The organism is Streptomyces sp. NPDC002676 (assembly GCF_053592455.1).
In genome coordinates this window covers 22,541-47,341 of the sequence record NZ_JBSFVT010000024.1, presented here as the reverse complement: position 1 = coordinate 47,341, position 24,801 = coordinate 22,541, and the positions used below count along the sequence as shown (strand labels likewise).

The window sequence follows — 24,801 nt, the reverse complement described above, 5'->3', positions numbered from 1 at the left end:
CCGCTGGACGTCCACCGCCGGCCGCACCCGCTCCAGGTCGGCCGAAGGCAACACACGCGCGGCTCGCGCCAATCGCGCGGCTGCCAAGGTGCTCGAGTCCGACCCCCTTGTGGGTCACGCGTCCGACCCCAGGACCGGGGAGCCGTCGGGGCCAGCAGCTTGCGAGGGTGCGGGACCATCCCCGTGGGTACGGAAAGCAGACCACGAGCTCCCGTCCACGACAGCTGGAACTTGGGACCATCCCGTGGTGGCGATATCAGAAGGCGCGCGCGATGACGCCTCTGGGGTGACGGGCGATGAACAAGGCCAGGGCGCGGCGAAAGTCGCCGGTCCTGAGCCGGAAGGTGTGGCCGGGGCCGGCTGGGAGAACGTCCCCGCGGTCGTGGTCGTGGTCGTGGCAGAGCTGGTTCACGAACACGGCGAACTCGTCGAGGCTCTTGTTGGTGGTCGTCGTGCCGAGCGCGAGCTGGGTGCCCTTGCGGGATCCGGGCGAAGAGGAAGTCGAGGCTGTCTGGCAGGAGTGCTTCCAGCGTGGTGACCGCATGGGCGACGGGTTCCCCGACGACCCAGGTCGCTGGGATGCCGGCGGTGTCGTCCTCTCCTCTGAAGGCCAGGCTGTGCACCCGCCAGCGGTAGGGGGTGCGTCTTCGTCCCGTTGGATGTGAAGGCATCCTCGCCGCATGTGCTTGACTACTGGCGGGAGGGGGTTATTCCGACTGTGCACTATTCCCTCCTCGCTTGCCTATGTTGGAGTTGGTGGACATGGTGTCCGCGCACTCCGTTTCCAGCACGTCGGCCCGCCGCTTCAGGTCTGCCGCGATGTCATCCCAGTCCGGTCCATGCAGCCAGAGGTTCTCGGCGGCTTCTCGTAGCAGAGCCGGCTCGTCCGGTCGCTGCAGGAGCACCAGTCGATAGGCCAGGTTGCGAACCCAGACCGGCAGCTGGCCGTCGACCACGTGCGGGCACAGCTCACGCAGCATGGCGAGGATTGAATCCGCGTCAGCGAAGGTCAGCTCTTCAACGAAGTAGTGTTCCTGGTGGTCGCCGTCGCACTTTGGCGTAGGACGGTACTCGTCTCCGTAGAGACACCGGGCGTGCTCCGTCAGGGTGCTGTGCATGTCCTGGAGCCTATGCCGCCTTGATCCGCTGGACAGAGCCTGCCCGCTCAGCCTCCCATCTGTGAGGATCGAACAGTGATGCGAACCGTTGAGATCACCGCCGAGCTGACAGTGCCTCTCCGAGGTGAGGTCTTCCACAACCTCCACTGGCAGAAGAAGCTGGACCTGAGTTTGGATTGCTTCACCTGTGCGCGCACCGGGCGCACTACACACTTCCGATATGGCGATGAATGCGCGGTTTGTTCAGGCAGTCAGAGAGCGGAGCACCCGGCTGCGGCCCGTGTCGCCGCCTTCGACGTCACTGACGGGCAGGAGAGGACAGTGCTCCGGGCTGTCGTGGACTATTGGTGGGCGCCGTTCCATGACATCAAGCGGGACCAGCCAGCGGCCGCGCTGACGCGCGCGCCATGGGTCCGGCTGTACCTGGGATACCGCTGCCCAGAATCGCAGCAGGCCGAAGCGTTCAGTATCCAGAGCAACATGGTTCGCCCCGTGAGCCAAGCCTGTACCGACTGTGCCCGCCCTCTCGCCAGCAGCGTGCAGTCCCCCAATATCCGCTTGCTGTCTTGATCCTCATCGCCATACATCCGCGGCCGATGCAAGGAGTCGTTCAACTGTGTGGGCAGGCACTCGCTCGCTTCTTGGTCTGTGCGCCCGTCGTCCCGGCCGACCGTGCCGGTCATCGTCTGTCCTCAACCGCGGCTCGGTGCAGCGGGTCATCGACGCGAAACCCGGCTCGGTACTCGTCGGCTTCGGCATCAAGCCGGCACTCGGGGACAACTGACCACTGAGACCGACCGGCAGGAACGGCTGACAGCCGCCGAGTGGACCGACCTTGCCCAGGGCCTCGCACCGGGTGCTCCCGCCGAGCGTGCTGTCGGCGGGAGCAGTGGTCAACCAGACTCTTACGCGCCCTGCTCGTGCTGACCAACGCCGAGGTCCAGCGCTGGTACTGGTCAGCGGGTGATCGCTAGCAGGGGATCGTTTGCCGTGCGGGTAGTTCGGCCGAATCCAGGCTCCAGGCCGCCGTAGCCTCGTACTCTCCCCGGGATGGTCGCACGGGAGGAGCCCGCAGGTGGTGGACGTGTTGACGTGGGTGATGCAGCGGCGGCAGGTCCAGATGTGGAACTTCCGCCCGATCAGCGTGCGCACCCGGGCGAAAGTCCACACCTGGTCGTCCGCCCATTCATGCGCGGCCGACCCCTCACGACGGTCCACCAGCCCCGCCAACCCGTCGGTTTCATAGCGGCGGCGGTAGTTGCCCACCGTGCTGACGCTGACCTTGTGTCCCGCCGCGGTCAGCTCAGCCACCTTCGCCCGGTCTCGCGCGGTCAGTGACCGCGCAGCGTTGTACTCCGGCTTCGGCTGTGAGTCCCGGGGGGGCCTCCGGTGCCAGCCGTGCAGCACCTCCAGGACGTGATCTTCCCACCACAGGGCCTTTTCCAGCGCCGGCTGCGGGAGCGTCTCCAGCAGCGACACCGCAGGCAGCGGCATCCGTCCGGAACTGTCCACGATCTCGAACGCGGACGGACCAGCGAGGCAGTGCACCATTTGTTCTCGGCCCTCGGCGGGCGGGACGCTCGCCACTTCGGCCGCCCGCGGGTGGATCACATCGTGTGGGCGCCCCGCTGCCGGCTGCATGACGGCATGCGAGCCGCGTCACCCTCCTTCACCGATGTCAGCGTTCAAAGCCAACCCGAACTCCCCTGTGGCACGATGCGCTGACCCGGTGTCGGGACGAGACGGCCGCCCGCACAGCATGTCAGCCTAGAGTTAAGGATCATGGAAGAGCCCGAGGAGAATCTGGCCCGCCTCGTATGGAGCCAGGCCGAGCAGCGCGCCGCGCAAGGTGACACCTCGTTCGTGCGCAGGCTGGGGTCAGAGCTGGCCGACCGGCACGCCGCCGCCCGCGAACAAGTGCGGGCCTACGAACGCCAACTCGCCCACGTCATACGTGTGCTCGCGCTCACGCCCGGCCACGACAGCCTGACGCAACTGCTGCGGCTCCTCGAGGACAAACCCCCCACAGGAACGCACCCCGACCTGCGGACTCCCTTCGTCGCCTCGCTCCTCGCAGAGCATCAGCGGGTCCCCGACCTGGTCGCCACCGTCTTCGACCGGCGTGAGTGGAAGAAGCTGGACGAACTGCGCGCCTGCCTCTACCACGAGCTGCTGCTCCGCGGCGCGGACACCGACACCCACGGGCCCCTGCGGGACTGGACTCTTGTACGACCCGGCTGGCACCCTCTGGCCTGGCTTCCGACACATCGCCGCGACTTCGAAGCCGGCGTGAAATTTCCCAGCCGTTCCTTGCGCGGCTCCGCCAGCGGAGTGTCGTCCCAGCTGCCCACCACGGGCCGGATGGATCCGCCCACACCACGCTCGTCCGAACCGTCCGCCCTCCGCAACGTCGCCACTGTCGACGTGTACGAGACGATCGTCGCTGCTCCGCAGGCAGGCGACTGGGGTGCCTGCGCAGCCTGGGTCTTCCTGCTGGACGAGGCCATCACGCCCGACCAGGTGCCCGCCCTGCTCCCGACGCTGCCCATGGCCTGCATGGACGGACTCGGCCCGACGGATCGTTTCGAGATCGCAGTCCGCCCGATGAAGGACGTCTGGCATCTGCTGTTCGAAACCGCCTCGATGGGAGGCATGTACAGCTCGGGCGTGCACGGTGCCTTCGGAAGGCTGTGGGCATGGCGCTCGATGGCGGCCCTCAGCGGCGCTCCGGCAGACGCGACCGCGCCGGAGGTGGAGCAGCACGTTCTGCAGAGTACGTGGTTCCACTTCGAAGCCGCCGCAGAGTGGTTCCACAACGACATCGGCTCCGACTACGGCATCGCCGCGCTCTCCCCTGACCGCCGCCGGATAGCCGTGCTGGCAGCGACGGACACCGACTAGTAGGCGAGGAATCGCTGCCGGCCGAGCAGCAGATCGAGTGGATGGAAGAGCTGGCGAAGGCCCGGGAAGCCGCACAGGTCAGCGTGACCACGCTCAGGCAGGTGGAGGCGCTGATCCTGCAGATCTGACCGGTGCACGGCCCCGGGGCCTCGTTCCGGACCGGGGCCATCTGCTCTCACATCCGACCCGCCGGCAGGACCGCCATGCCCCGCCCGCTGGGTGCCCGGCGTCTTCCCATGCACCTCCGCCCCACACGCCCAAGGCTTCCTCGTACGACGCCGAGCTTCACGCCCATCAGCCGCTCGGCGGTCCCGACCGCCCGGCCGTGCCAGCTGCCGAAACAGCACCTCGGCAGCCGAGCGCACCCGTTTCGCGCCGCCGCACCAGGGTGCCGGTACACACCAGGGCTGGCTGACACCGGGCCCATGTGCGCGCCAGCCGGGACGCGGCTGGCGGCGGAAGGCAGCCTCACCGGCTTGCCTCCGCGATGATCGAACGGTTCCTGGACGCCGGGCACCACGTGGACTGGGTGACCGGCGACGAGGTCCATGGCGGCAACCCGAAGCTGCGGGCGGCTCTGGAGGAACGCGGCCTGGGCTATGTGCTCGCGGTGGCTTGCTCGGCCGAAGTGGCCACTGACGCGGGGAAGTTCCGCGCCTACGCACTGGCTGCAAAGCTACCCAAGCGGGCCTGGCAGCAGCTGCCCGCCGGACGCGGAGCGAAGGGACAACGTCTCTACGACTGGGCCGTCATCGACCTCGCCGACCCGGGACCGGGCCACCGTGAACTGCTGATCCGCCGCAACCGTATCACCGGCGAACTCGCCTACTACCGCGGCCACGCAACCGTATCGGTCCCGCTGAGCACCCTGGTCAAGGCGGCGGGCTCCCGGTGGCGGGTGGAGGAGACTTTCCAGGCCGAGAAGGGCCTGGCCGGGCTCGATGAGCACCAGGTCCGCCGCTACCCTTCCCGGAGCCGCTGGGTCACCCTCTCCACGCTCGCCCACGCTTTCCTCGCCGTCGTCCGCGCCGACGAACACATCCACCGGACGGGTCCGGACGGCCTCATCCCACTGACCTGCAACGAGATCCAGCGCCTGTTCCTCACCGTCGCCGTCCGGCCCTTCCGCGGCCTTGCCCACCGGCTCGGCTGGTCCGACTGGCGACGCCGCCACCAGGCACGATCACAGATCAGCCATTACCGGCGACAAGCCGCCTCCCAGACAACTAGGTGTATTGACCACGAGTGTTGTTAACAGTGGGCGGCGGAGACGTGATCAAGGTTGGCGGCGCGTTATGGGCGAGGGGAAGCCAGCCGGAGCCGTGTGGTCGCCCACTGTCTCATCTCGTGGACGCCGCTTCATCGCACGATCTCTCCTCGGGAGGTTCAACCTGCACGAGGGCGCCTGACGCGCGATCAGGCATGCGGCGCGCCACCGTCCGCCGCCAGGCGCGTGAGCCACTCACGCAGCAGGCGCTGCTCGGCGTCGCTCAGGACATCGGCGTCGTCGGGGAGGGCGGCGCGCAGCGCGCGGGCCGCCGCGGCGGGACCGGACTCCGCGGCGGGGACCGCCGGCTCGGCGCGGGTGACGGCCGCGACCATGGACTCGCGCAGGACGGTCAACAGCGCCGGATTGCGGCGGTCCACGGGGGTGGAGTGCCAGGTGGTGACCGCGCCCTGGCCGGTTGCCTGGATGATCTGGGCGGCCAGCTCCTCGTCGACCCGCAGCCACCCCCCGGCCGCCAGCCGACGCACCCGCCCATGGAGGATCTCCAAGCCCGCGCGGTGTGCTGCGTCCGATCCTCGGCCGGTCGCCCGGTTCATCACCGCGAACAACTCGGGGCGGGAGACCCCGAACTCGACCACCATGTCCCAGCCACGGCGCAGCTCCTCCACCGGGTCCTGCGGGGCGGGTTCGAGCTGCGCGCGCTTTTTCTCCAGGAACTGCGCGTAGCCGTGCTCGGCGACGGCCTCAAGGAGCCCCTCCTTGTCGCCGAAGAGGCGGTAGATCGCTGGCGGCTGCATTCCGGCCGCGGCAGCGACCGCGCGGGTGCTCACCGCGTCAGGACCGCCGTTCTCCAGCAGCTCGACGGCTGCCTCGACGATACGGCGCCGAGGGCTGTCGGTTGAGTCGCGCGTAGCCATGAACCGATGGTACCGAGGATTTGATTCCATCGGAATTTCCAGTGTTACCGTTGAAGTGATTCCAGCGGAAACAGCGTCGGGAGAACCCAATGATCATCGTGACCGGAGCCACCGGAAAGCTTGGGCGCCGCACCGTCGAGCGCCTCCTGGAGCGCGTCCCCGCCGACCGCGTCGGCGTCAGCGTCCGCGACCCCCACAAGGCCCAGGACCTCGCCGGCCGCGGCGTCCGCGTCCGGCAGGGCAGCTTCGACGACCCCGCCTCGCTCGTGCACTCCTTCGAGGGCGCCGAGCAACTGCTCCTCGTCTCCCTCGACCGCACGGGCCAGGAGTGCGTCAGCGGCCACCGCGCCGCCATCGACGCCGCCATGCAGGCCGGCGTCGGCCGCATCCTCTACACCAGCCAGATGGGCGCCGCCCACGACGCCCGCTTCCAGGCATGCCGCGACCACGCCCAGACCGAGGATCTGCTGAGCGCCACCGGCCTGCCCTGGACCGCGCTGCGCAACGGCTTCTACGCCTCCAGCGCCCTGCAGTTCCTGGAGTCCACCCGCCACACCGGCGACATTGCCCTCCCCGCCGACGGCCCCGTCGCCTGGACCGGCCACGACGACCTCGCCGAGGCCACCGCGGTGATCCTCGCCGAGGAGGCCCGCTTCGAGGGGCCCACCCCGCCGCTCACCGGCCCGGCGGCGCTCGACTTCGACACCGTCGCCGAGATCGCGTCCCAGACCACCGGACGGCCCTTCACCCGCACCGTCGTCCCCGACGACGCCTTCCGCGAGCAGGTCCTGGCGCACGGCGCCCCGGCCCCGATCGCCGACCTGATGCTGAGCATCTTCGCCGCGGCGCGGAATGGCGAGTTCACCGCTGTCGACCCCACGCTAGCCGAGTTGATCGGGCGAGAGCCCGCCACCTTCCGCACCCAGCTGGAGCGTGCCTGGGCCGAATAGATCCAGTGGGGCGCGCAGACGGCCCCGGCCTGACTCACCACCCACAAAGGCTCGTCCTCTGTCGCCCGAGGCCGTCGATCACCAGATCGGCGGCCTCGGGCACAAACCCAGGCTCCGCATCAGATTCCGCACCATCCCAGAGGTTTCCCGTGCCCCACCCCCATGCCCGCATCGGCCTCGCCGCCGCGCTCTTCGACGAAGGCGAGGTTCGCCAACTGGACGGACATGCCCTCATCGGCCATTACCGCGACGGCCTCGAACCGTCTTTTGGGGGCACCAGCTTGCCCATCAGCTCCGCTGCCCGACGGTGGATGGCCAGTTCCGCCTCCAGTTCGGCGATCCGTCGGCGTGCAGCTACGAGTTCGGCCTGGTCCTCGCTCGTCGGTCCGGGCAGCCGTTCGATGTCGATGAGGTGCTGGCGGCGCCAGACGTAGAACGTCTGCTCGCTGATGCCAAATCGTGGGCGATCTGCCGGATCGGCCGGCCGGCTTCGACGAGATCGAGGACCATGCGCCGGAACTCGGCCGGATAACTGCGGGGCAGAGAAGCCACCTTGGGTGTCTGGAGCATCATCTGTCCAGCAAAGTGACTCCACCAGACCCGGAGCACATCAGGCTCGGCAGTGCCAGTCTTCAGGGCGGCGAGGTGATTGCGGACGACTTGGACGCTCCCGTGATAGCCGCATTCGCGGATCTCCTGGAAGAGCTGCGCGCCGCTGGCGGTCCTGGGCAGAGGAGAGCAGGACGTCGAGGTCGGTGTTCTTGGACCGGCGGACGGTTTTGCGGTCCAAGCCCAGGTGGCGGCCGATGGCGCTGATCGTCCAGCCTCGTTCCAGCATCCGGTGCACATCGGCATGGCGGTGGCGGGTGCGTTCCGCCATGGACGTGCGTGGCAGCTCCGCGAGCAGCAGCACCGGAGGTACGTCCGGCACCTCCACGGTCGGGAGCTGTTCGTCTTCCAGGCGTTTTCGCCGGCAGCCGCGGTGCTGGTGGCATGCCTTCTCGACCGCGGACGACAGATTTGGGAGCAGGTGCCAGCGGTCGGCAATCTCCATGGCGTGCGGGGCGGCTTCCTTGATCGCGCGGGTGTAGGCAGCGGCCCGGTCACGGCACACGATCTCGACACCGGGGTGGTCGGTGAGCCAGGCCGCGAGCGTCTCGGAGGACCGGTCGGGCAGCATGTCGACAGGACGGCCAGTCTCGATGTCGACCAGAGGGTTGCCGTATCGGCGACCTCTCCGGAAGGCTAGTCCAAGTAGCCTTCCCAGGACCGCGGCACTACGCCGGTCGCCGTGCACCGTCCAAGCCGCCGTCGTCATCGCCATCCGCGCCAGGGCCTCATCCCGGACCTCGTGGCCCTCACCCCGCAGCTCGGCCACCGCGGCGTCGATGTAGTGCGCAGTCCGAAGGACCACCGCGTTCAGTACCAAGCCGAGCGCGCCGAGCTGGTCCTCCATCCCGTCCCGGTACGCCTGGTGGATGGTGCCGCGCTTGCCGTGGCACACGTCCCGGGCGAGCTTGTGGCGCGACTCCTGGACGGTGAGCTGCCGGTTCATCTGCCAACGGTAGGTTTCGTCGACCGGGTCGACGACGCGGAGCAGGTGTTCGGTCTTGGCGATGCGCCCGTACTCGGCAAACGCCTGCCCCAGCGGGATGGGGCGGCTCTCGCGGCCGAACAAAGACATCCAATCCGACTGAGCGATCGGCACGCCCGATCACTCCGTAGAGAACGCCGCGCACAGCTGACCGACTGAGGGGTGGCGGCGAAGTCGCACACCGGAGCGTCAGCACAGCACCAGCTGCGGCCACGCCGGCGCCGCGCGCCGGACCTTGCCGCCGGGCCCGGGGCCGGGGCCGACGGGTCGGGCTTCTCCTTCAGGTGGAGTGTCCTGGCTCACCGACCGAAACGAGCACCCCCGGCCCTTCGTCTGGACGAAGAGACAGCCAACGAGATCCTCGACAAAGTAGCCGCGTACTACCGACGAATCTCCGACTCGGGACACTAGCTGCGGATCGTCTCGGCGGCGAAGGCGTCCAGCAGGGCGAAGGTGCGCTCCGGCTGTTCCAGATGGGGCAGGTGGCCGGCTTGCGGCACCGTCACATAGCGGGCGTTCTCGAATGCCGCGGCGTAGGCCGATCCGTAGGCGGGGGTGACGATGCGATCGGCCTCTCCCCACAACACGAGCGTCGGCACGGTGACATGTGCGAGACGCGCCCGCAGGGTGGGGTCCGCCATCGCAGGGCCGCCGGAGAAGAGACGCAGGGCCGCCATATTGGCCGCCATTGCCGCACGCCGCTCGGCCGGCAAAGCCTCCGGAGCGACGTAGAAGCGCTCCGAGTCGTAGTACGCGTATGTGGCGACACCCCGGGCGTCGAGTGCGAAGAAGTCGCGCACCGGTTCCTCCTCGACCTCGATGCCGACCGCGTTCACCAGGGCGAGCCCGCTCATCAGCCCCTCCGTGTCGGCGGCCGCCATCTCCGCACCGATCCATCCGCCGAGCGAGGACCCCACGACCAGCACGTCGGACAGACGCCGGTCGCGCAGGAGCCGGAGGTAGCCGGCGGCGAGGTCGGCTACGCGGGTGACGCCATCGGGGCGCGGAGTGCCGTTCCAGCCCGGATGGGTGGGGAGCAGGGCGAGAGCGGTCGCGGCGAAGTGTTCGGCGATGGGGGCGACGGTGGCGGGGCCGCCGCCACCGTGCAGAACGAGGACGGGGCGGCCGGCGGCAGGTCCGGATGCGGCGAGCGCGAGTTCAGGAGTCATGCCACGACTGTAACTAAGGATATTTAGCTAAACAAGCTTAGTCGCCGTGCTAGTCTGCTCGCATGGCCGCTGACCTGCAGACCCTCGGGAGGGCCGTGAAGGCCGCCCAGTATCGACAGCACCGCTCCCTCGACACGCACCTCGCGTCCGTCGGCAGCACACTGGCCCAGTGGGACGCCCTCCGCGCGATCGACAATGCGCCGGGGGCCAGCGCACGGGAACTGGCCGCGACGACGTTTCAGAGCGAGCAGGCGTTCGGTACGCTCGCGGGCCGGTTGGTGGCGCAGGGCCTGGTGGAGCGGCGCAAGGGTCACGGCCGGCGCATCGAGCACCACCTCACGACCGCGGGGAGACAAGTGCTGCGGGCGGGACACGAGGTGGCGGACTCTGCGCTCACGGAGTGCTTCCAAAGGCTGACAGCAGCAGACCGGGCGTCACTGCTGCGTCTGCTGCAGAAACTCGCGGGCGGGCCGGGCGGTGACAGCGTCACCTGACATGCGTGGGCACCCATCGTTCACAGCCAAACGCCACCCCGAAAGGCAGCAGGTTGCGGGCCTGCTGGGCCGCCCGTTCGGCGGTGCATTGCGGGTGCCGCCGCCGATGTGCACCCTCCGGGTGCCGTACTCGATGAAGAACAGGACGAACAGGCGCCGCAGGAAGACCGTGTCCACGTGGAGGATGTCGACGGCGAGGATCCCCTGGCCCTGGGCGGTGAGGAACTTCGCCCAGGAGCGGCTGGCCCGCTGGGATGCCGGAGCGGCCCCGGCCCGCTGCAAGATCTCCCAGACGGTCAAGGCGGCGACCTTCCAGCCCAGGTTGAGCAGTTCGCCGTGGATCCGGCGATACCCCCATCCGTCGTTCTCGCGGGCCAGGCACAGCACCAGGGCGCGCAGTGCCTCGAGCTTGGCCGGGCGGCCCGGGCCTCGGTGCGGACAGGTCCACTTCTTCGCGACCAGCCTCGCGTGCCAGCGCAGCACGGTACGTGGGGTGACCAGCAGCCTCAGCGCCGAACGGCGACGCTTACTCAGCAGCCGGAGCAAGGCTGCGAGCACCGCGCGGTCCGCGCCGCCGAAGGCGGGCTTGGGGCTGCTGCGCTGCAGGACAGCCAGCTGGTGCCGGAGCACCAGTATCTCGACTTCCTTGGCCGTAAAGGACCGCGCCAGCAGGCGCAGCCAGCCGAGCAGCAGGCAGCCGAATCGGCAGACCAGACGGAACGTCACGACTCCCAAACGTGCGCCGACGGGGCCACGAGTCCCTTCGACGTGATCACATCATGACCCCCAAATCGCAGCTCAGCGTAGGTGACAGGACTGTCGGCACCCACAGGCCTGGCCATCGCCGCTCTACACAAGACGATCACCTGCACCACACCAATCCTCCAGGGCCAGAAGCTGTGTCGAGTTCTTGCACGACAACTTGAGTGTTTGTCAGTGCAGGTCAGCGAGTCAGCGCACCTTCGGTGCGCGCCGGGGGCGTGGTAAAACCCGTGGCGCGCTGGAGGTGCTTCTGTCTGCCTTGACGGCCATCTGCACGGGTGCAGCCTGTCGTCACCGTTCCGTCACAAGTGGTCGCCGCACGGAACCCTGCCGCTCTCCCGCCCCGTCTGCACTCACGTACCACGACCACGCGTACCGCGGGGCAACAACCGACGACCGAAACCCGCGGACGAGACGACTCAGGGGGACGACACAGCATGCGTCACAGCAACGGCATTCGCAGGGCGGCTCTGGCGACGACGGCGGTCACGGCCGTCGCGGCGGCGGTGACCGGCATCCTGCCCGGCACCGCCATGGCGGCGAGCACCACCACCTCCACCCCGCCGCCCGCCTGCCCGGCCTCCGCCCTCCAGGTCAGCGCCTGGCAGGCCGTCCACCGGCCCGTCGGGACCGGGACCGGGGCGGCGGTCGTGCAGTTCACCAACGTCTCCCGGAAGACGTGCGTCCTGAAGGGCCATCCGACGGTCGCGGGCGCCGGCAACGGCTCCCCCGCCCACAACACCCCGCTCAAGGTCACCCCCACCGGCAGGGCGGCCACCGTGACGGTCCGGCCGCACGGCAAGGCGTGGGTGAAGCTGACCTTCGTGCAGGTCCAGGGGGAGGCCGACGGCTACTGCGTGTCGGGCAAGGACCCGGTGACGTATCCGACGATGGTCATCGGGCTGCCGCACTCCGGGAAGCACCAGGTCGCCCTGAACGACGGGGTGTGGGCCGAGTGCGACAACAAGGTGACCGTCACCCCGGTCTCGGCGGTCAAGCCTTCCTGACCCCACCGTCCCCACAAATCGAGCAGCCTGCACGACGACCGCAACGCTCTGACCTGCACGTTTACGAGGCACTGCACATAAGTGCAGGTCAGCGACTCAGCGCACCTTCGGTGCGCCCCCGGCGCGCACCGAAGGTGCGCGCCGGGGGCGTGGTAAAACCCGTGGCGCGCTGGGGGTGCTTCTGTCTGCCCTGACGGGGGCTGATTCCGTCCGGGACGCTGGAGGGGCTCGTTCCGGCCGAAACCGATGCTTCTGTGATGCCGGTGAGCTCGCAGGTCAGCGTGGTGCTGGGGGCCGACCACGGGAACCGTGGAGTGTTGCTGTGAGCATGTGCGTCAGAATTCCTAATTCACCCTGGCCCTCCCGGAACGGCATACGGGTCCGTCCGGCGAGAGAGGGAGCAAGACCGTGGACGTGCTGCACGAACGCTGTGCCGGCCTCGACATCAGCAAGAAGGACGCCAAGGCGTGCGTCCGCACCCCGAGTTCGAAGCGGTGGGGGTCCTTCACGACCGAGACCACGACGTGGGGATCGACGACGAACGCGGTCCTGGATCTGCGGGACCATCTGCTCGCCGCACGGGTGACGCTGGTGGTGATCGAGGCGACCTCGACTACTGGAAGCCGTTCTACTACGTGCTGGCCGAGGGCCTGAACGTGATCCTGGTCAACGCCCGGCAGGTCAAGAACCTGCCCGGCCGCAAGACGGACGTCTCGGACGCGGCCTGGCTGGCCCAGCTCGGCGCCCACGGCCTGGTGAGGCCCTCCTTCGTCCCGCCTCAGCCGGTGCGCGAGTTGCGGGACCTGACCCGCGCCCGGACCACCGCCACCCGTGAACGAAGCCGTGTGGTCCAGCGGCTGGAGAAACTGCTGGAGGACACCGGCATCAAACTGTCCGCGGTCGCCTCCGACATCATGGGCGTCTCCGGCCGGGCCATGCTCGAAGCCCTCATCCGCGGCGAAGGCGACCCCCAAACCCTCGCGGACCTGGCCAAACGCAGGCTCCGCAACAAGATCCCCGAACTTACCGAGGCCCTGACCGGACACTTCCGCGAACACCACGCGTTCCTGACCCGCCTCCACCTGGACCAGTACGACCAGCTCACCACGATGATCGACCAGCTCAGCGAACGCACCGAAGAGGCGATGGCCCCCTTTCGCGGCGCCCTCGACCTGCTCGACACCATCCCCGGCATCAACCAGGCCGTCGCCGAAGTGATCATCGCGGAGACCGGCGGCGACATGAGCCGGTTCGCCTCCGCCAAACACCTCGCCTCCTGGGCCGGGGTCTGCCCCGGCCACCACGAGTCGGCCGGCCGCACCAAGAACACGAAGGTCCGCCCCGGAAATCCGTATCTCAAAGGCGCCCTCGGCCTTGCAGCCTTCGGCGCGGTGAGAACAGGGAAACCTACCTCGCCGCCCGCTACAAACGGCTCACCGCCCGTCGTGGCCCACTGCGGGCTCTGGTCGCCGTCGAGCACTCGATCATCACCGCGATCTGGCACATGCTCACCGACCACGTCCCCTACCAGGAGCTCGGCGGCGCCTACTTCACCCAACGTGATCCCGAACGGGCCACCCGCCGGGCGATCACCGCACTCAACCAGCTCGGATACACCGTCACCCTCAACCCGATGGAGAGCGTGGCCTGACCGACCAGAACCAAAACACCCGCCATCAGCATGGCCACAGAGCGCCCACCCCTACCCAAAACCACCCTGACCTGCTGCTATTTACGCGTCAGAGGCTTGTTGTGTCAGCCGGATGCGCCCGACACAACAAGGTGGGCGTCGGCCGACGCGGTACCTACGGTGGCCATGGGCAAAGGCGGAGTGCCCCTGCGTCCGGCCGTGGCCGCGGACGACGATGCGGGGTCGCGGTTGTGCCGTGGAGGCGGGAGCCCGCTGATGCCGGCGGCGAAGGCGACGGCGGTGTGCTGTTCGACCGCGTGCCGCTCCCGGCAGTGGCACCGGATGCGGCGGGCACGGGCGAGGGCCGAGGCGGTGACGGCCGGTGTGAGAACTGACTGCCCGGAGTGCGGAACGTCGTGGACGGTCGGCGTCGACCGTCCAGCCTCGGCTGTGTACTGCTCTCCCGCTGCCGCGAACGGGTCTGGCACAGGCGGCACACGAAGCCGGACGGGGTGTGAGGCCGCGCGTCCTGCGGCGGCAGGGCCGCCGCACGCGCCAGGTCCGCACCTGTCCGACGGTCTGCGGCCGCCGGATGGTGCCAAGTAGCGAGTGGTCGAGATGAGTTGGCGGCACGCGAAGGTCCCCCGGTCTCAGCCACCTCGAACAATTTGCGGCAAACCCGCGCAGGTCAGAGCCTCATCTCAGGCTCAGCGGCTTGGGCGCCGGCGGACGACGAGGGCAGCGATGTCGTCGTCGAGCTCACCACCGCTGTAGGCGATCAGATCGCGGTGGAGATGGTCGAGGAGATGGTGGGGCGCCTCGCCGCTCCATGAACGGATGCGTTCGGCGAGGGGGTAGAAGGCGCCGGTGCGGTCGCGGGTCTCAGTCACCCCGTCGGTGTACAGCAGGAGCTGGTCTCCAGGGTGGAAGGGTGCGAGGTCGACGTGGTACCCGTCCCCCACCAGCATGCCCAGGTTGAGTGGCGGCGAGGGGGCAACGGGCTGCAGCTCCCGGACCTCGCCGCGGTGCAGCAGCAACGGGGGCGGGTGGCCGCAGGTGAGTGTCCGGACCACCGGTTCATCATCCGGGATCTCGGCGAGCAGAGCGGTGATGAAACGTTCAGCGATCTCCGAACCCGGGACCCCCGGGTACTGGGAAGCGTGGCGGCTCATGCTCGTCTCCAGGCCGCGCGCGAGGTGGGGCAGGTCGGGCGCGTCGTGGGCGGCCTCACGGAAGGCGCTGAGCAGCGTCGCTGCCGTCTGGATCGCGAGCAGGCCCTTGCCCCGTACATCGCCGATCAGCAGCCGTACGCCGTGCGGGGTGTGTATCGCCTCGTACAGGTCGCCGCCGATCCGGGCTTCCGCCGCGGCGGCCAGGTACAGGCTCTCGAGCGAGACGTGCCCGAGGTGCCGCGGTACCGGATGCAGCACCGCCAGCTGGGCGGTCTCGGCCACTGAGCGGACCTGAACCAGCTGATGGGCGCGTCGGCCAAGCAGGCGGTTGAAGGAGACGGCGAATGCCGCAATCGCCACGAGGCTGGCCAGCTCAGAGTAGGCGGTCGCATCCCGCAGTGCATCGAAGTCCACCATCAGGCCGACAAAGATGGCGCACGCGCCCACTCCGATGAGCACGGTCCCCCACAAGGGCAACAGCGCGGCGGCAGAAACCATGGCCGTGGCGAGGAAGGCATCCGGCCTGACATCGCGGGGTGTGAAGAGGCCGACGAACAGGCCGATGAACAGCAGCAGAGCAGGCACCACGGGCAGCAACCTGCCCCGCGCACCAGCGCTGTGCGTGACTCCGCGTTCGTCAGGAGACCTTGCCACCGTGCCGCTCCCCAAGGTTGCACAGGTCGAGCAGCAACCTAGGTCCGGAAGCCAGGCCGCCGATTTGAGTAATTTTATCGCCGTAACAACCCGGTGAGCGTTGGTGACGCGCAGGTGTCGCCATCACCGATCCTTCCATTACCGTTCGGGCACCCGCCCATCGCTGCCCAACCGAACGGCAAGCGGGATCACTACCGCGCGCCACGACCCCGTGGCCTGCGAAAATAGGATGCTGATGCCTTGCGCCGCCCGACCTGGACACAAGCCGAAGAGGGCAACCCGGCCTGGTCCTCGCCCGCCTCCGCGAAACGACGCAGCCCGGGGCACGGGGACGGTGCCGCGGGCTCAGGGCTGGATCACGATGCGGACCGGGTTGCCTTCCTTGCTCTCCAGTCGCCGGATGCTTCGGTGATCTCCACCAGCCGCAGTACGGCGCTGACGGAACGGGACACATCGAGACGCCTCAGGGACACCATGCGGACGGGTTCCTGAAGGTGGGCTCCGATATCAGGTGCCCCGCTGCGGTGTGCCGCGACACCGCATACGTCGCCTCTGGCCCCAGATCCACCGGGTCGGGCAAGACACCGACCAGCACGAGCCTGCTCCGGCGGCCCAGCGCGGCGTTGGCCTGCGTCATCGTGCTGCCGCGGGCCACGACATCGAAGGCCACGTCCAGCCCCCCCCTCCGTGAGCTCGGCGATCTATTTCAGTACCCCCTCGGCGGTCGAGTCCAGGGCATGGTCGGCGCCGGGTTCCAGGGCCCGCTCGCGGGCGGCGGGCAGCGGGTCGAGCGCGATGATCGGCGCGGCACCGACCAGCCGAGCGGCCTGCACCAGGCGTGTGCCCGCGCCTGCCAGCCCCCATACGCCGACCGACTCGGCGGACCGTACCCGGCCGGTATCCACGACCGCGGGGTACGGCGTGGAGACAGCACCGGCCAGCACGGTCGCCCGCTCCAGCGCCATGCCCCGTCCGGGACGCGGCACAGCGCGGCGACCGGCACCACCACGTACTCGGTCCAGGCCTCGTCGTAGTCGAAGGCCATCACGCGCTGTCCGGGTAGTTGTCCGGCCCGCCGTCGGCGACGCATGCCCGGCACTCGCCGCAGGCACTCGCGGTGGGCGGTGACGCAGGTCTCCACAGCCCGCCCGAGCCCTTGCCATGAGTGGAACCGGTCGGCGACCTGTACCCCGGTCCCGGCAAATGATCTCCACACCCGGATGGGAGGTCAGCCACGCGGCCAGTGGCCCCGCCTCACGCGTCGGGAGCACGTCGACCACACGATGGGTTTCCCCGCAGGTCAAGACGGTGGAGTAGCTCTGGCCTCGGCGGATCGCGAAGTCGTCCACGCCCAGTACGCGCGGCGCACTCGGTTCCGGGTCCGGCAGAGCCATGACCGTGCGCAGCAAGGTCATCCGGCCCGCGTGTAGGCCCAGTCGAGTGGCCAGCCGGGCGCCGGCCCGGCCGGCGAGTGCGAGACCGGAGCGCCCCAGGACGCGGTCGAGCCGCGTGGTGAAGCGCGCGTACGGGGAAGTCAGCTCAGGAGACGACTCTGCGAATGTGCGGCGCGGGCAATGGGCAGTGCCGCAGACGAAACGCCGGACCACCAGATGGATCACGACGCTCTGCCCACCGAGCGGCCGATCCTTCAGCCTGCGCTGGTGGGAGTCATGCACCTGGCCGGAGAAGCGGCCACAGTCCGGACACGCCGCACCAGCCGCCCGGCCTCTCGCCATAACGTCGACCGCGCCGAAGGCGGCGGTCACCGCCTCGACGTCCAAGTCATAGATCCCGGCAGACACGAGAGAATCCCAGAACGATGCCTCGGCTTGCATGACCAGAACTGTTACCGGCCACGACGCTCCATCGCGGGGTCAGAACCAGACCTGACGGAGCGCGTCATTCTCCCCTGCGCGGCAGTGAGCGTGCGCGGTCTCACGCGAGCCGAGTGCTCGCAATCGAACACTGGCCACTAAGTGAGCGTTTGGTTCTCGCTTGTCTGTTTTATTTGGCTTAGCTGTCGCGCCAGTTGGTGGTGGCTTCGTGGGTGAGGCGGCGGGTCATGAGGTTGATGGCGGCCAGTTGGATCATGGCGGTTGATCGGTGGGGGTGGGTTTCGTAGTCGCGGGCCAGGCGGCGGTGGTGCATGAGCCAGCCGAGGGTGCGTTCGATGACCCAGCGGCGGGGCTGGACGTGGAAGCCGCGGGTGGCGGGGTCGCGTTGGAGGATTTCGAGGTCGATGCCGAGGTGGGCGGCTGCTTCCACGGCTTTGGTCTTGTAGCCGTTGTCGGCCCAGGCTTTGGTGATGGTGGGGTGGCGCTCGCGGACTTGGGTCAGGAGTTGGGTGCCGGCGGCGGAGTCGTGGACGCTGGCGGCGGTGACGGCGACGGCCAGCAGGAGGCCGAGTGTGTCGGTGACGATGTGCCGCTTGCGTCCGATGATTTTCTTGGCCGGGTCGATGCCTTGGCTGGTCAGGTGGACGGTGGCGGAGGTTTTGATGCTCTGACTGTCGATCAGGCAGGCGCTGGGCTCGCTCGAGCGGCCTTCGGCCTGGCGGACTTTGCCGCGTAAGAGGCCGGTGAGCTGGTCGAAGATGCCGTCGGCTTCCCAGCGGGCGAAGTAGCCGTAGACGGTCTGGTGGGGCGGAAAGTCGTGGGGCAGGTAGCGCCAGGGGATCCCGGTGCGGTCGACGTAGAGGATGGCGTTCATCAGGGCGCGCAGGTCGTGGGTGGGCTTGCGGATGCCGTTGCGGGCCTGACGCCAGGCTTCGAGGGTGAACTATCCAATAAGCGAACCAAACGCTCACTAAAAATCGCTACGTGAAGTCGTCTGCGCAACGGCAGCTACCGACGGAGCCTCCGCCCTTCATTGATCATTTCGATCTGTTCGAGAATGGTCGCATTCAGTTGTGCCCGAGCGGCCCTGGCAAGCTCCAAGGCCTCCAAGGTCTCATCGCGTATGGAGGTCTCCTCACCCATGCAACGTCGCAGGACATCTTCACGGACGGCAACCGTCGCATCGCGTAAGCGGCCTAGAACTTGAGAGGCGGCAACGTCCGTTGATCCGTCAGTACCGACTGAAGTTGCGGCAAGCGAGGGGATGCCACGTGGTGGTGTACTGATCGATTCGAGCCAAATGTCGGCATGAGCTAGATCATGTCCAGCTTCGTAGGCTTCTCTGACCGCCTGGTTCATGATCTGATCGAATCGGTCAACGTCCAAAGGTCGGCGCGTCTGCAGATCTTGGATGACCCGTTCCAGCGCATCGATCCACACCCGCCCCATAGTTCTCATCTTAAGTAGCCGAGCGATCTCCTTCTCACGCTGACGAGCTTGTTCCTCAGCCGCCTTCAGCCCAGCTTGCTGCCTCTGTAAACGCAGCGGACCGTAGACAGCCGCGACGCCAGCAACGGCAGCACCTCCCAGGGCCCCTAACAGTCCATACAACGCACTGGTGTCCGCCATGCCTCTCCTCACCCCATCGCTGCAACACTGCCAGTAGCCATACCCGGTTACTCCACCTGCACGGGAGTTCTTCTCCGAACCAGTACAGGACTCCAAGGCTCAAGACGACGCCGACGGCTGGCTCCGCAGCCGATTCGCACTGATGTCGCTGCACTATCCGGTGTAGTTCGCCCATGACGGTGACGTCGCTGACGATCGGGATCCCGCACCTCAGGGAAGTGGCTACGGTCGGCGCCATGGAGGCAGGGGTGGCAGGAGTCGAACCTGCGGCATCCGGTTTTGGAGACCGGCGCTCTGGCCTCTGGGCTACGCCCCTTCGATGGGGGTCAGCTTGGCACGCCCGGCACTCGAGCTCCACGGGATTTCGACGGGGCAGTCTCGTGGTGCCGTGACTGCGGGAGGGGGCTTCGACCTCGCCGACCGCGGCATGAGTGCCAATGGGTCGGCGGTCTCGGGGAGCGGTGAGGTGTCGTCTCGACGCTCTGGTGGAGGTCGGGGATGCCGTCGGTCGTGGGGCTGCTGGAAAAGCGTGAGCTGACCGCTCGCCGTCGTGTGGACGCGCTGCGGGAGGAGGCGGACCGTATCCAGGCCGAGCTGGTCGTGGCCGAGCGAGAGTGGAACGAGTGGGTCATCGCCCGTTCACGCGTCGACGAGGTGCTGTCCCCGGGCGAAGGCGACGTCGCCGACCCGGACGCCGCCGAGGAGCCGTCGTATCGCGGTGAACTGCCGGTGCCGCCTGCATCTTCGGAGGCGGCGAAACCGAAATCGGTGGTGCCGATGTGGCGTGCGGCCTGGCCTGGTCGGTACTGTCGGCGGACTACCAGCGGATCGTGCAGGCTCTCGCGGACCGCGCCCGCCTCGGTCAAGGTCCGCTGACGTGCCAGGAGATGGCTGGCTGCTTCGGCCTGGACCCGGCGCCCGCGAAGATCGAGGCGTTGCGCTCGAAGGCGAAGCGGCTGGCAGCGCGCGGGTGGCTGGCTGAGTCGGCGCCGGGCCGGTTCACGCTCGCGAAGGCCGTGGCCGGGCCAGGCGGCGGGTCATGCAGGGGCATCGACCAGTACACCATCGCCTCCGCGCTGCCGGTGGATCGGTCGAAGTCGGGCACGAGGCGGCGGCTTCGCATCAGGTGGGCAAACAATCGCTCCACGATCCACTGCTTGGGCAGCACGACGAAGCCGCGCATCTCGTCACTGCGCCTGACGATCGCCAGGACCAGGGCGAGGGCGGCGAGGCTCGACGAGGCTGCCGCTGTAGCCGACGTCGGCCCAGACCAGGGCCAGCAGGTGGTGCGCGGCGGCGACCTGGGCGAACAGGACGTGGGCGGCGGCGCGGTCGCCGATGTCCGCCGAGGTAACCAGCACCGCCAGCAGCAGGCCGAGGGTGTCCACCACGACGTGCCGTTTCGGCCCGTTGATCAAGCCACTTACCCGTTGCCAGTGCCAGGGAGGCGTTTTCCGGCCCTTGGCGGTATCGCCCGCCGACCACAGGCTGCCCGAGGCATGTCGACCACACCCCGCTCCGTCGCGCATACGAGGCCGCCCGGGAAGTCTCAGGTCCCAGGCCGACCGGCCACCACGCTGCAGCGCCGACGGCTCTTCGTCCGCAGAGGCCGGGGCGGGCGGAATCGGCTGGTCGCGGGGAGTTCAGGCGTAGGCGTCCTCGATAACGACTCGTCGCACTGTGCGCAGCGACGCCCGGAGACTGTCCAGATCGGTCGAGCCGAGAGCGAGGCGGAGCGCCTGTGGTGTGTGCTTCGAGGTGGTGAAGGGCTCCGCGGTGCTTACCAAGATGTGCTGACGGGCAAGGGTGGCGGTCAGGCGATCGGCGCGTGCGTCGTCGGGCAGCCTCAGCCATGTGAAGTAGGACGAGGGGTGGCTGATGAGTGGTAGGCCTGCCAGTTCTTGTCTGGCGAGTGCTTGGCGGGCCTTGGCGTCGTCTCGTTTCTGCGCTTCCAAGTGCTCCACCGTGCCGTCCTCGAGCCAGCGGCAGGCGATCGCGGTGGTGAGGGCCGGGGTGTTCCAGGTGGTCGCCCGAATCGCGCGTTCGAGCGATGGCACCCTGGACGGCGGGGCGACGACGAAGCCGACCCGGAGGCCGGTGGCGATGCTCTTGGACAGTCCCGAGACGTAGACGGTGATGTCCGGTGCACTTGCGGCCAGAGGCGGTGGAGGGTCCTCGACCAGGTAGGCGTATGCGGCGTCTTCGATGATGAGCGGACCGTGCTGCCGAGCGATCTCGATCAGACGGCTACGGTCAGTTGCTGACATGACCCACCCCAGAGGGTTGTGCAACGTTGGCATGGTGTAGATCGCGCGCACAGGGCGGGTCGCGCACAGCTTCTCGAAGGCATCGAGATCCGGCCCGTCGGTGGTTGTGGGTATGGGCTCCAGGTCGAGATGAAAGGCATGCGCGAGCACCTTGAAACCCGGGTAGGTGAGTGCGTCGACCGCGACGACGTCGCCGGCGTTGAGCGCGGCCATGACGGTGATGGCCAGGCCGTGCTGCGCACCGCTGACGACGAGGATCTCATCCGCGTCCGGAGTGATTCCTCGACGCCGCAGGTGCCGTGCGATCGAGGCCCTGTCCTGGGAACGCCCTCGATGTGGTTGGTAGCGCAGCAGCGAGTCGAGTTCACCAGAGGTGGCCACCTCTCGCAGAGCCTGCCGCAGGAGATCGGCCTGGCCGGGCAGCGACGGATAGTTGAAGTTGAGGTCGACTGCATCCGCGGCGACGACTTGCTGATCGATGCCGTGACCGGCGGGAACCGCGATGTCACGCACGAACGTGCCGCGGCCCTGCTCCCGGCTTACCAAACCCATCGCTTCCAGCTCGGCGTACACCCGGGTCGCGGTCACCACGGCGATGCCCTCGCGGGCGGCGAGCCCACGGTGTGTCGGCAGCCGCACGCCTGCGGCGAGCCGGCCTGTCCGGATGTCGGATGCGAGCGCGTCGACCAGGATTTTGTACCGCGAGGCTGCCACGCACCGAATTGTATCCATGACAATTCTTTGACTGTCCTGTTCGCGTGTTCTTACCGTCAGGACCCCACTCATCCGGAAGGACAGCCGCCGTGCACATCGCCATCCTCACCTTCGAGGGCTACAACGAGCTCGACTCCCTGATCGCGCTCGGTGTGCTCAACCGCATCAAGACCGACAACTGGCGCGTCACCATCGCCACCCCCAGCCCCAAGGTGACGTCGATGAACGGGGTGGTCATCGACCAGATGTCGACCCTTGAGGAGGCGTGCGCCGCTGACGCCGTCATCGTCGGCAGTGGCATCGCCACGCGCGAGGTCGTCGAAGACCAGGCGATCATGAACACCCTGCGCGGCCTGGACCCCTCGCGCCAACTCATCGCCGCGCAGTGCTCCGGCGCTCTCGTGTTGGCCAAGCTCGGCTTGCTCGACGACATCCCCGCCTGCACCGACCTGACCACCAAGCCCTGGGTCATCGCCGCCGGCGTCGAAGTGCTCAACCAGCCCTTCTACGCCAAGGACAACATCGCCACCGCCGGCGGTTGCCTCGCCTCGCACTACCTCGCCGCCTGGATCATCGCTCGCCTCGAGGGCAACGACGCCGCCGAAAGCGCACTGCACTATGTCGCCCCGGTCGGCGAGAAGGAGGAATACATCGAGCGCGCGTGGCGCAACATCACCCCCTACCTGCCCGCTCCCACACCGACGCTCGTCTGAAACAACCAGTCGCAAGCAGTGAGACTGAGTTGCGGCGTGGGCGGGGCAGCTACCCGGCTCCCGGCCTTGCGGGTGGTGACCGGGGCACAGTCAGGACCACGGGTCGTCCCAGCGGCCTTCGGCGTCAGGTGAGTCGGGGTGCAGCATGGTGCACAGGAATACGAGGTGCCGGGCCTGATCCCGAGGTCTGGTCGTACTCCGAAGGCATGCCCGCCGACCTGCCCCGTCCGCAGCTATGCCTCCTTCACCGACTGGCTCCGGGCAGTCGCCGATGCAGAGATACCTGCCTGGAAACAGCATGTCGCAACGGTGCGCGAGGAAATCAACGCCGACGGCAGCATCACGCTGCACTGGTAGCCCATGCCCTGGTCAGCCGACCGTCGCTCCGACCCCGTCGGAGTTCCAGTCGCGAGTTTCGACAGCACCGGCCCATCCGTCTGGTCAGCCAAGGGCTTTGCGGTACTACCAGCTCGGTGCACTGCAGAGCTGCGATTCAACACGTGACAGGCGCAGGTTCTCACGCGGCCGGCTCCCGTCAGGGCAGACAGCAGCCGTACCACCCGCCACAGGGCGTGCGGCACCAGGTCCCTGCCCGAACCGATTCTGACCATGGCTGTGGACAGCCCCGCACTGCACGCCCGTGGGCAGCGGAGCCGAAAACGCATGGGCTCCCGGCGGGCCGAACTCGATCTGCCCGGCAGGCGCATTCTCCTCAGGACGTGATCGCCGAGCTCGCCATATGCTGCAGACCATCAGCGGACCGACGGAGGGATCGGACACGGTGAGCGAATCCTTCTTGCTCGTCTGCGACGACCCGCCGCACACGGTAGTCCTGACCGACTCCGGCCCCCGGGCCATCGAGATCGTGAAGCTACTCCACAGGCGAACTGGACGGAGTTTGTGGCACTGCAAGTCCCTCATCAACGAACTGCCCGCGACCATCCTCCAAAACGTACCGGAAGAAGTCGCCACCGCCATGGTGGCCGAACTCCACGAAGCCGGTGCCGACTCGCACACGGAGGTGAATCAGTAGGCCTTCGGCAGGGGGCAGCAGACGGGCCCGTCACAGGTCGACCGGGGCCGGGCCAGGCCAGCTCGAAACACCACCTGATCACCGACGGACACGGCACCCCACGGCGGTCCTGCTGACCTTCGGCAACCGCAACGACGTCACCCAGCTCATGCCCTTGCTCGATACGATCCCGCCGATTCCCGGTCGCGTGGGCCGTCCACGCCGCAAGCCCGACTCGCTGTTCGCCGAGCGGGGCTACGACCAACATCTACCGCGACCAGGTCCGCGACGCGGCATCGTGCCCGCGATTGCGCGCCGCGGCACACGACATGGCACCGGGCTGAGCACCTGGACATCACCGACACCCAGCTCACGCCGCCGACCCCGAGCTGTACCCGCGCGAGATCCGGGCCAACTGGCTGTGCTGCGAACACAAACCCAACCACCGGCGCCGCGTGCTGGGCGAGGGCGTCGACACCAAGAACTGCGACTCCGTCTACTTCACCGACGTACGCGGCTCCATGCCCGACCTCGTCCAAGCCGTCGGCCGCGCGCTGCGGATGCAGTCGGGTGAGGGCAAGTGGCCAGCCTGGTCGTGCCGGTCCTGCTCGGACCGGGCGAGACGGCGGACAACATGCCGACCTCGCGGGCGTTCGGCGGGCTGGCAAAGCTGCTGGAGGCGCTCAGGGCGCACGACGCCCGGGTGGTGGAGCAGCTCGCCGAGCAGCAGGCACCAAGCCGCGTCAGAGGCGTTCAAAGCCGCAGCAGGACGGAAGGCAAGGGAGGCGAGAGCGACCAAAGCGACCATCTTTCAGAGCCGGCCCGGGCACTGCTGAAGTTCAGCGCACCCCGCGACGCGGCATCGAAGCCGCCGTCATCTACCAGCGCATCCACGGCGACCTGAAGGTACCGTTCACCTACCGCGTCCCCGCCAAGGACGACCAAAAGGCGCAGGCCGAGGAGTGGCCGGCCACGCTCGCGCGGTTTCCGCTCGGCCAGTGGATCGCCGACGCCAGACGCTTCCACACCCGCGGC

General features: G+C 68.3%; 21 protein-coding genes, 1 tRNA gene and 7 pseudogenes. 14 read left to right on the top strand and 15 right to left on the bottom strand.

Annotated elements, in window-relative coordinates; translation table 11 throughout:
• Window positions 1-256: 256 nt before the first annotated feature.
• Together ACWD3E_RS37545 and ACWD3E_RS37540 are read right to left on the bottom strand one after the other, a co-directional pair.
• Window positions 257-544: a hypothetical protein gene (locus ACWD3E_RS37545; RefSeq protein ID WP_451391985.1), complete on the bottom strand. Its 288-nt coding sequence runs from the start codon at window positions 542-544 to the stop codon at window positions 257-259.
• 163 nt (window positions 545-707) lie between these two features.
• A complete protein-coding gene (locus ACWD3E_RS37540) occupies window positions 708-1,118 on the bottom strand; it encodes a hypothetical protein (protein WP_451391984.1) in 411 nt (136 codons plus the stop codon).
• 78 nt (window positions 1,119-1,196) lie between these two features.
• On the opposite strand from ACWD3E_RS37540, the gene ACWD3E_RS37535 reads away from it, so the two are divergent.
• The 3 genes from ACWD3E_RS37535 to ACWD3E_RS37525 all read left to right on the top strand — a co-directional run bounded on the left by ACWD3E_RS37535 (window position 1,197) and on the right by ACWD3E_RS37525 (window position 5,274).
• Window positions 1,197-1,688 carry a hypothetical protein gene (locus ACWD3E_RS37535; RefSeq protein WP_451391983.1) on the top strand — a complete coding sequence of 164 codons (492 nt, stop codon included), beginning with the start codon at window positions 1,197-1,199 and terminating at the stop codon, window positions 1,686-1,688.
• Between the two features lie 1,212 nt (window positions 1,689-2,900).
• The gene (locus ACWD3E_RS37530; RefSeq protein ID WP_451391982.1) at window positions 2,901-4,019 is read left to right on the top strand and encodes a DUF6183 family protein; all 1,119 of its coding nucleotides are present in this window, start codon (window positions 2,901-2,903) and stop codon (window positions 4,017-4,019) included.
• Window positions 4,020-4,446: 427 nt separating this feature from the next.
• Window positions 4,447-5,274, top strand: a complete 828-nt coding sequence (locus tag ACWD3E_RS37525; protein ID WP_451391981.1) for an IS701 family transposase — start codon at window positions 4,447-4,449, stop codon at window positions 5,272-5,274.
• 161 nt (window positions 5,275-5,435) lie between these two features.
• Here the strand turns inward: ACWD3E_RS37525 and ACWD3E_RS37520 are convergent, their stop codons facing one another.
• Entirely contained in the window at window positions 5,436-6,164 is a 729-nt protein-coding gene (locus ACWD3E_RS37520) for a TetR/AcrR family transcriptional regulator (RefSeq protein ID WP_451391980.1), read from the bottom strand.
• Between the two features lie 89 nt (window positions 6,165-6,253).
• Between ACWD3E_RS37520 and ACWD3E_RS37515 the strand changes: the two genes are divergently transcribed.
• Window positions 6,254-7,114, top strand: a complete 861-nt coding sequence (locus tag ACWD3E_RS37515) for an SDR family oxidoreductase (RefSeq protein ID WP_451391979.1) — start codon at window positions 6,254-6,256, stop codon at window positions 7,112-7,114.
• 610 nt (window positions 7,115-7,724) lie between these two features.
• On the opposite strand, the gene ACWD3E_RS37510 is transcribed toward ACWD3E_RS37515, so the two are convergent.
• From ACWD3E_RS37510 to ACWD3E_RS37500, 3 genes and pseudogenes are all read right to left on the bottom strand, one after another.
• The gene (locus ACWD3E_RS37510; protein ID WP_451392033.1) at window positions 7,725-8,432 is read right to left on the bottom strand and encodes a transposase; all 708 of its coding nucleotides are present in this window, start codon (window positions 8,430-8,432) and stop codon (window positions 7,725-7,727) included.
• Between the two features lie 6 nt (window positions 8,433-8,438).
• Window positions 8,439-8,804 (bottom strand): annotated as a pseudogene (locus ACWD3E_RS37505) (Tn3 family transposase); the annotation flags it as partial.
• Between the two features lie 311 nt (window positions 8,805-9,115).
• Window positions 9,116-9,877 (bottom strand): alpha/beta fold hydrolase, encoded by a 762-nt coding sequence (locus tag ACWD3E_RS37500; RefSeq protein WP_451391978.1) that lies wholly within the window; start codon window positions 9,875-9,877, stop codon window positions 9,116-9,118.
• Window positions 9,878-9,939: 62 nt separating this feature from the next.
• Between ACWD3E_RS37500 and ACWD3E_RS37495 the strand changes: the two genes are divergently transcribed.
• Entirely contained in the window at window positions 9,940-10,371 is a 432-nt protein-coding gene (locus tag ACWD3E_RS37495) for a MarR family winged helix-turn-helix transcriptional regulator (RefSeq protein ID WP_451391977.1), read from the top strand.
• Here the strand turns inward: ACWD3E_RS37495 and ACWD3E_RS37490 are convergent.
• Window positions 10,312-11,097, bottom strand: a complete 786-nt coding sequence (locus ACWD3E_RS37490; RefSeq protein WP_451391976.1) for a hypothetical protein — start codon at window positions 11,095-11,097, stop codon at window positions 10,312-10,314. The genes ACWD3E_RS37495 and ACWD3E_RS37490 overlap by 60 nt on opposite strands.
• A 473-nt stretch (window positions 11,098-11,570) precedes the next feature.
• On the opposite strand from ACWD3E_RS37490, the gene ACWD3E_RS37485 reads away from it, so the two are divergent.
• Together ACWD3E_RS37485 and ACWD3E_RS37480 are read left to right on the top strand one after the other, a co-directional pair.
• Window positions 11,571-12,140, top strand: coding sequence for a DUF4232 domain-containing protein (locus ACWD3E_RS37485; RefSeq protein WP_392321723.1), 570 nt, complete (start codon window positions 11,571-11,573; stop codon window positions 12,138-12,140).
• Window positions 12,141-12,548: 408 nt separating this feature from the next.
• Window positions 12,549-13,791 (top strand): annotated as a pseudogene (locus ACWD3E_RS37480) (IS110 family transposase).
• 686 nt (window positions 13,792-14,477) lie between these two features.
• Here ACWD3E_RS37480 and ACWD3E_RS37475 read toward each other — a convergent pair.
• The 6 genes and pseudogenes from ACWD3E_RS37475 to ACWD3E_RS37450 form a co-directional block, all read right to left on the bottom strand.
• On the bottom strand, window positions 14,478-15,530 hold the full coding sequence (locus ACWD3E_RS37475; RefSeq protein WP_451391975.1) for a PP2C family protein-serine/threonine phosphatase: 1,053 nt from the start codon (window positions 15,528-15,530) through the stop codon (window positions 14,478-14,480).
• 767 nt (window positions 15,531-16,297) lie between these two features.
• Complete coding sequence (locus tag ACWD3E_RS37470; RefSeq protein WP_451392039.1) at window positions 16,298-16,561, bottom strand: hypothetical protein; 264 nt, start codon at window positions 16,559-16,561, stop codon at window positions 16,298-16,300.
• Between the two features lie 315 nt (window positions 16,562-16,876).
• Window positions 16,877-17,332: pseudogene (locus ACWD3E_RS37465) on the bottom strand (transposase family protein); the annotation flags it as partial.
• A 277-nt stretch (window positions 17,333-17,609) separates the two neighbouring features.
• Window positions 17,610-18,409: pseudogene (locus ACWD3E_RS37460) on the bottom strand (IS5 family transposase).
• Between the two features lie 30 nt (window positions 18,410-18,439).
• On the bottom strand, window positions 18,440-19,060 hold the full coding sequence (locus tag ACWD3E_RS37455) for a hypothetical protein (RefSeq protein ID WP_451391974.1): 621 nt from the start codon (window positions 19,058-19,060) through the stop codon (window positions 18,440-18,442).
• A 243-nt stretch (window positions 19,061-19,303) separates the two neighbouring features.
• A tRNA-Trp gene (locus ACWD3E_RS37450) sits at window positions 19,304-19,376 on the bottom strand.
• Window positions 19,377-19,558: 182 nt separating this feature from the next.
• On the opposite strand from ACWD3E_RS37450, the pseudogene ACWD3E_RS37445 reads away from it, so the two are divergent.
• A pseudogene (locus tag ACWD3E_RS37445) lies at window positions 19,559-20,100 on the top strand (hypothetical protein); the annotation flags it as partial.
• A 147-nt stretch (window positions 20,101-20,247) separates the two neighbouring features.
• Here ACWD3E_RS37445 and ACWD3E_RS37440 read toward each other — a convergent pair.
• Complete coding sequence (locus ACWD3E_RS37440) at window positions 20,248-20,589, bottom strand: transposase (RefSeq protein WP_451391973.1); 342 nt, start codon at window positions 20,587-20,589, stop codon at window positions 20,248-20,250.
• A 114-nt stretch (window positions 20,590-20,703) separates the two neighbouring features.
• Window positions 20,704-22,041: an aminotransferase-like domain-containing protein gene (locus ACWD3E_RS37435; protein WP_451391972.1), complete on the bottom strand. Its 1,338-nt coding sequence runs from the start codon at window positions 22,039-22,041 to the stop codon at window positions 20,704-20,706.
• A gap of 89 nt (window positions 22,042-22,130) precedes the next feature.
• On the opposite strand from ACWD3E_RS37435, the gene ACWD3E_RS37430 reads away from it, so the two are divergent.
• The 6 genes and pseudogenes from ACWD3E_RS37430 to ACWD3E_RS37405 form a co-directional block, all read left to right on the top strand.
• Window positions 22,131-22,754, top strand: a complete 624-nt coding sequence (locus ACWD3E_RS37430) for a DJ-1/PfpI family protein (RefSeq protein WP_451391971.1) — start codon at window positions 22,131-22,133, stop codon at window positions 22,752-22,754.
• A gap of 138 nt (window positions 22,755-22,892) precedes the next feature.
• On the top strand, window positions 22,893-23,111 hold the full coding sequence (locus tag ACWD3E_RS37425; protein ID WP_451391970.1) for a hypothetical protein: 219 nt from the start codon (window positions 22,893-22,895) through the stop codon (window positions 23,109-23,111).
• 382 nt (window positions 23,112-23,493) lie between these two features.
• Window positions 23,494-23,787, top strand: a complete 294-nt coding sequence (locus tag ACWD3E_RS37420) for a ribosomal protein L7/L12 (protein ID WP_451391969.1) — start codon at window positions 23,494-23,496, stop codon at window positions 23,785-23,787.
• Window positions 23,788-24,109 (top strand): annotated as a pseudogene (locus ACWD3E_RS37415) (transposase); the annotation flags it as partial. It lies immediately after the preceding gene.
• 237 nt (window positions 24,110-24,346) lie between these two features.
• Window positions 24,347-24,670 carry a hypothetical protein gene (locus tag ACWD3E_RS37410; protein ID WP_451392038.1) on the top strand — a complete coding sequence of 108 codons (324 nt, stop codon included), beginning with the start codon at window positions 24,347-24,349 and terminating at the stop codon, window positions 24,668-24,670.
• Window positions 24,628-24,786 (top strand): annotated as a pseudogene (locus ACWD3E_RS37405) (hypothetical protein); the annotation flags it as partial. The gene ACWD3E_RS37410 and the pseudogene ACWD3E_RS37405, both read left to right, overlap by 43 nt.
• Window positions 24,787-24,801: the final 15 nt, after the last annotated feature.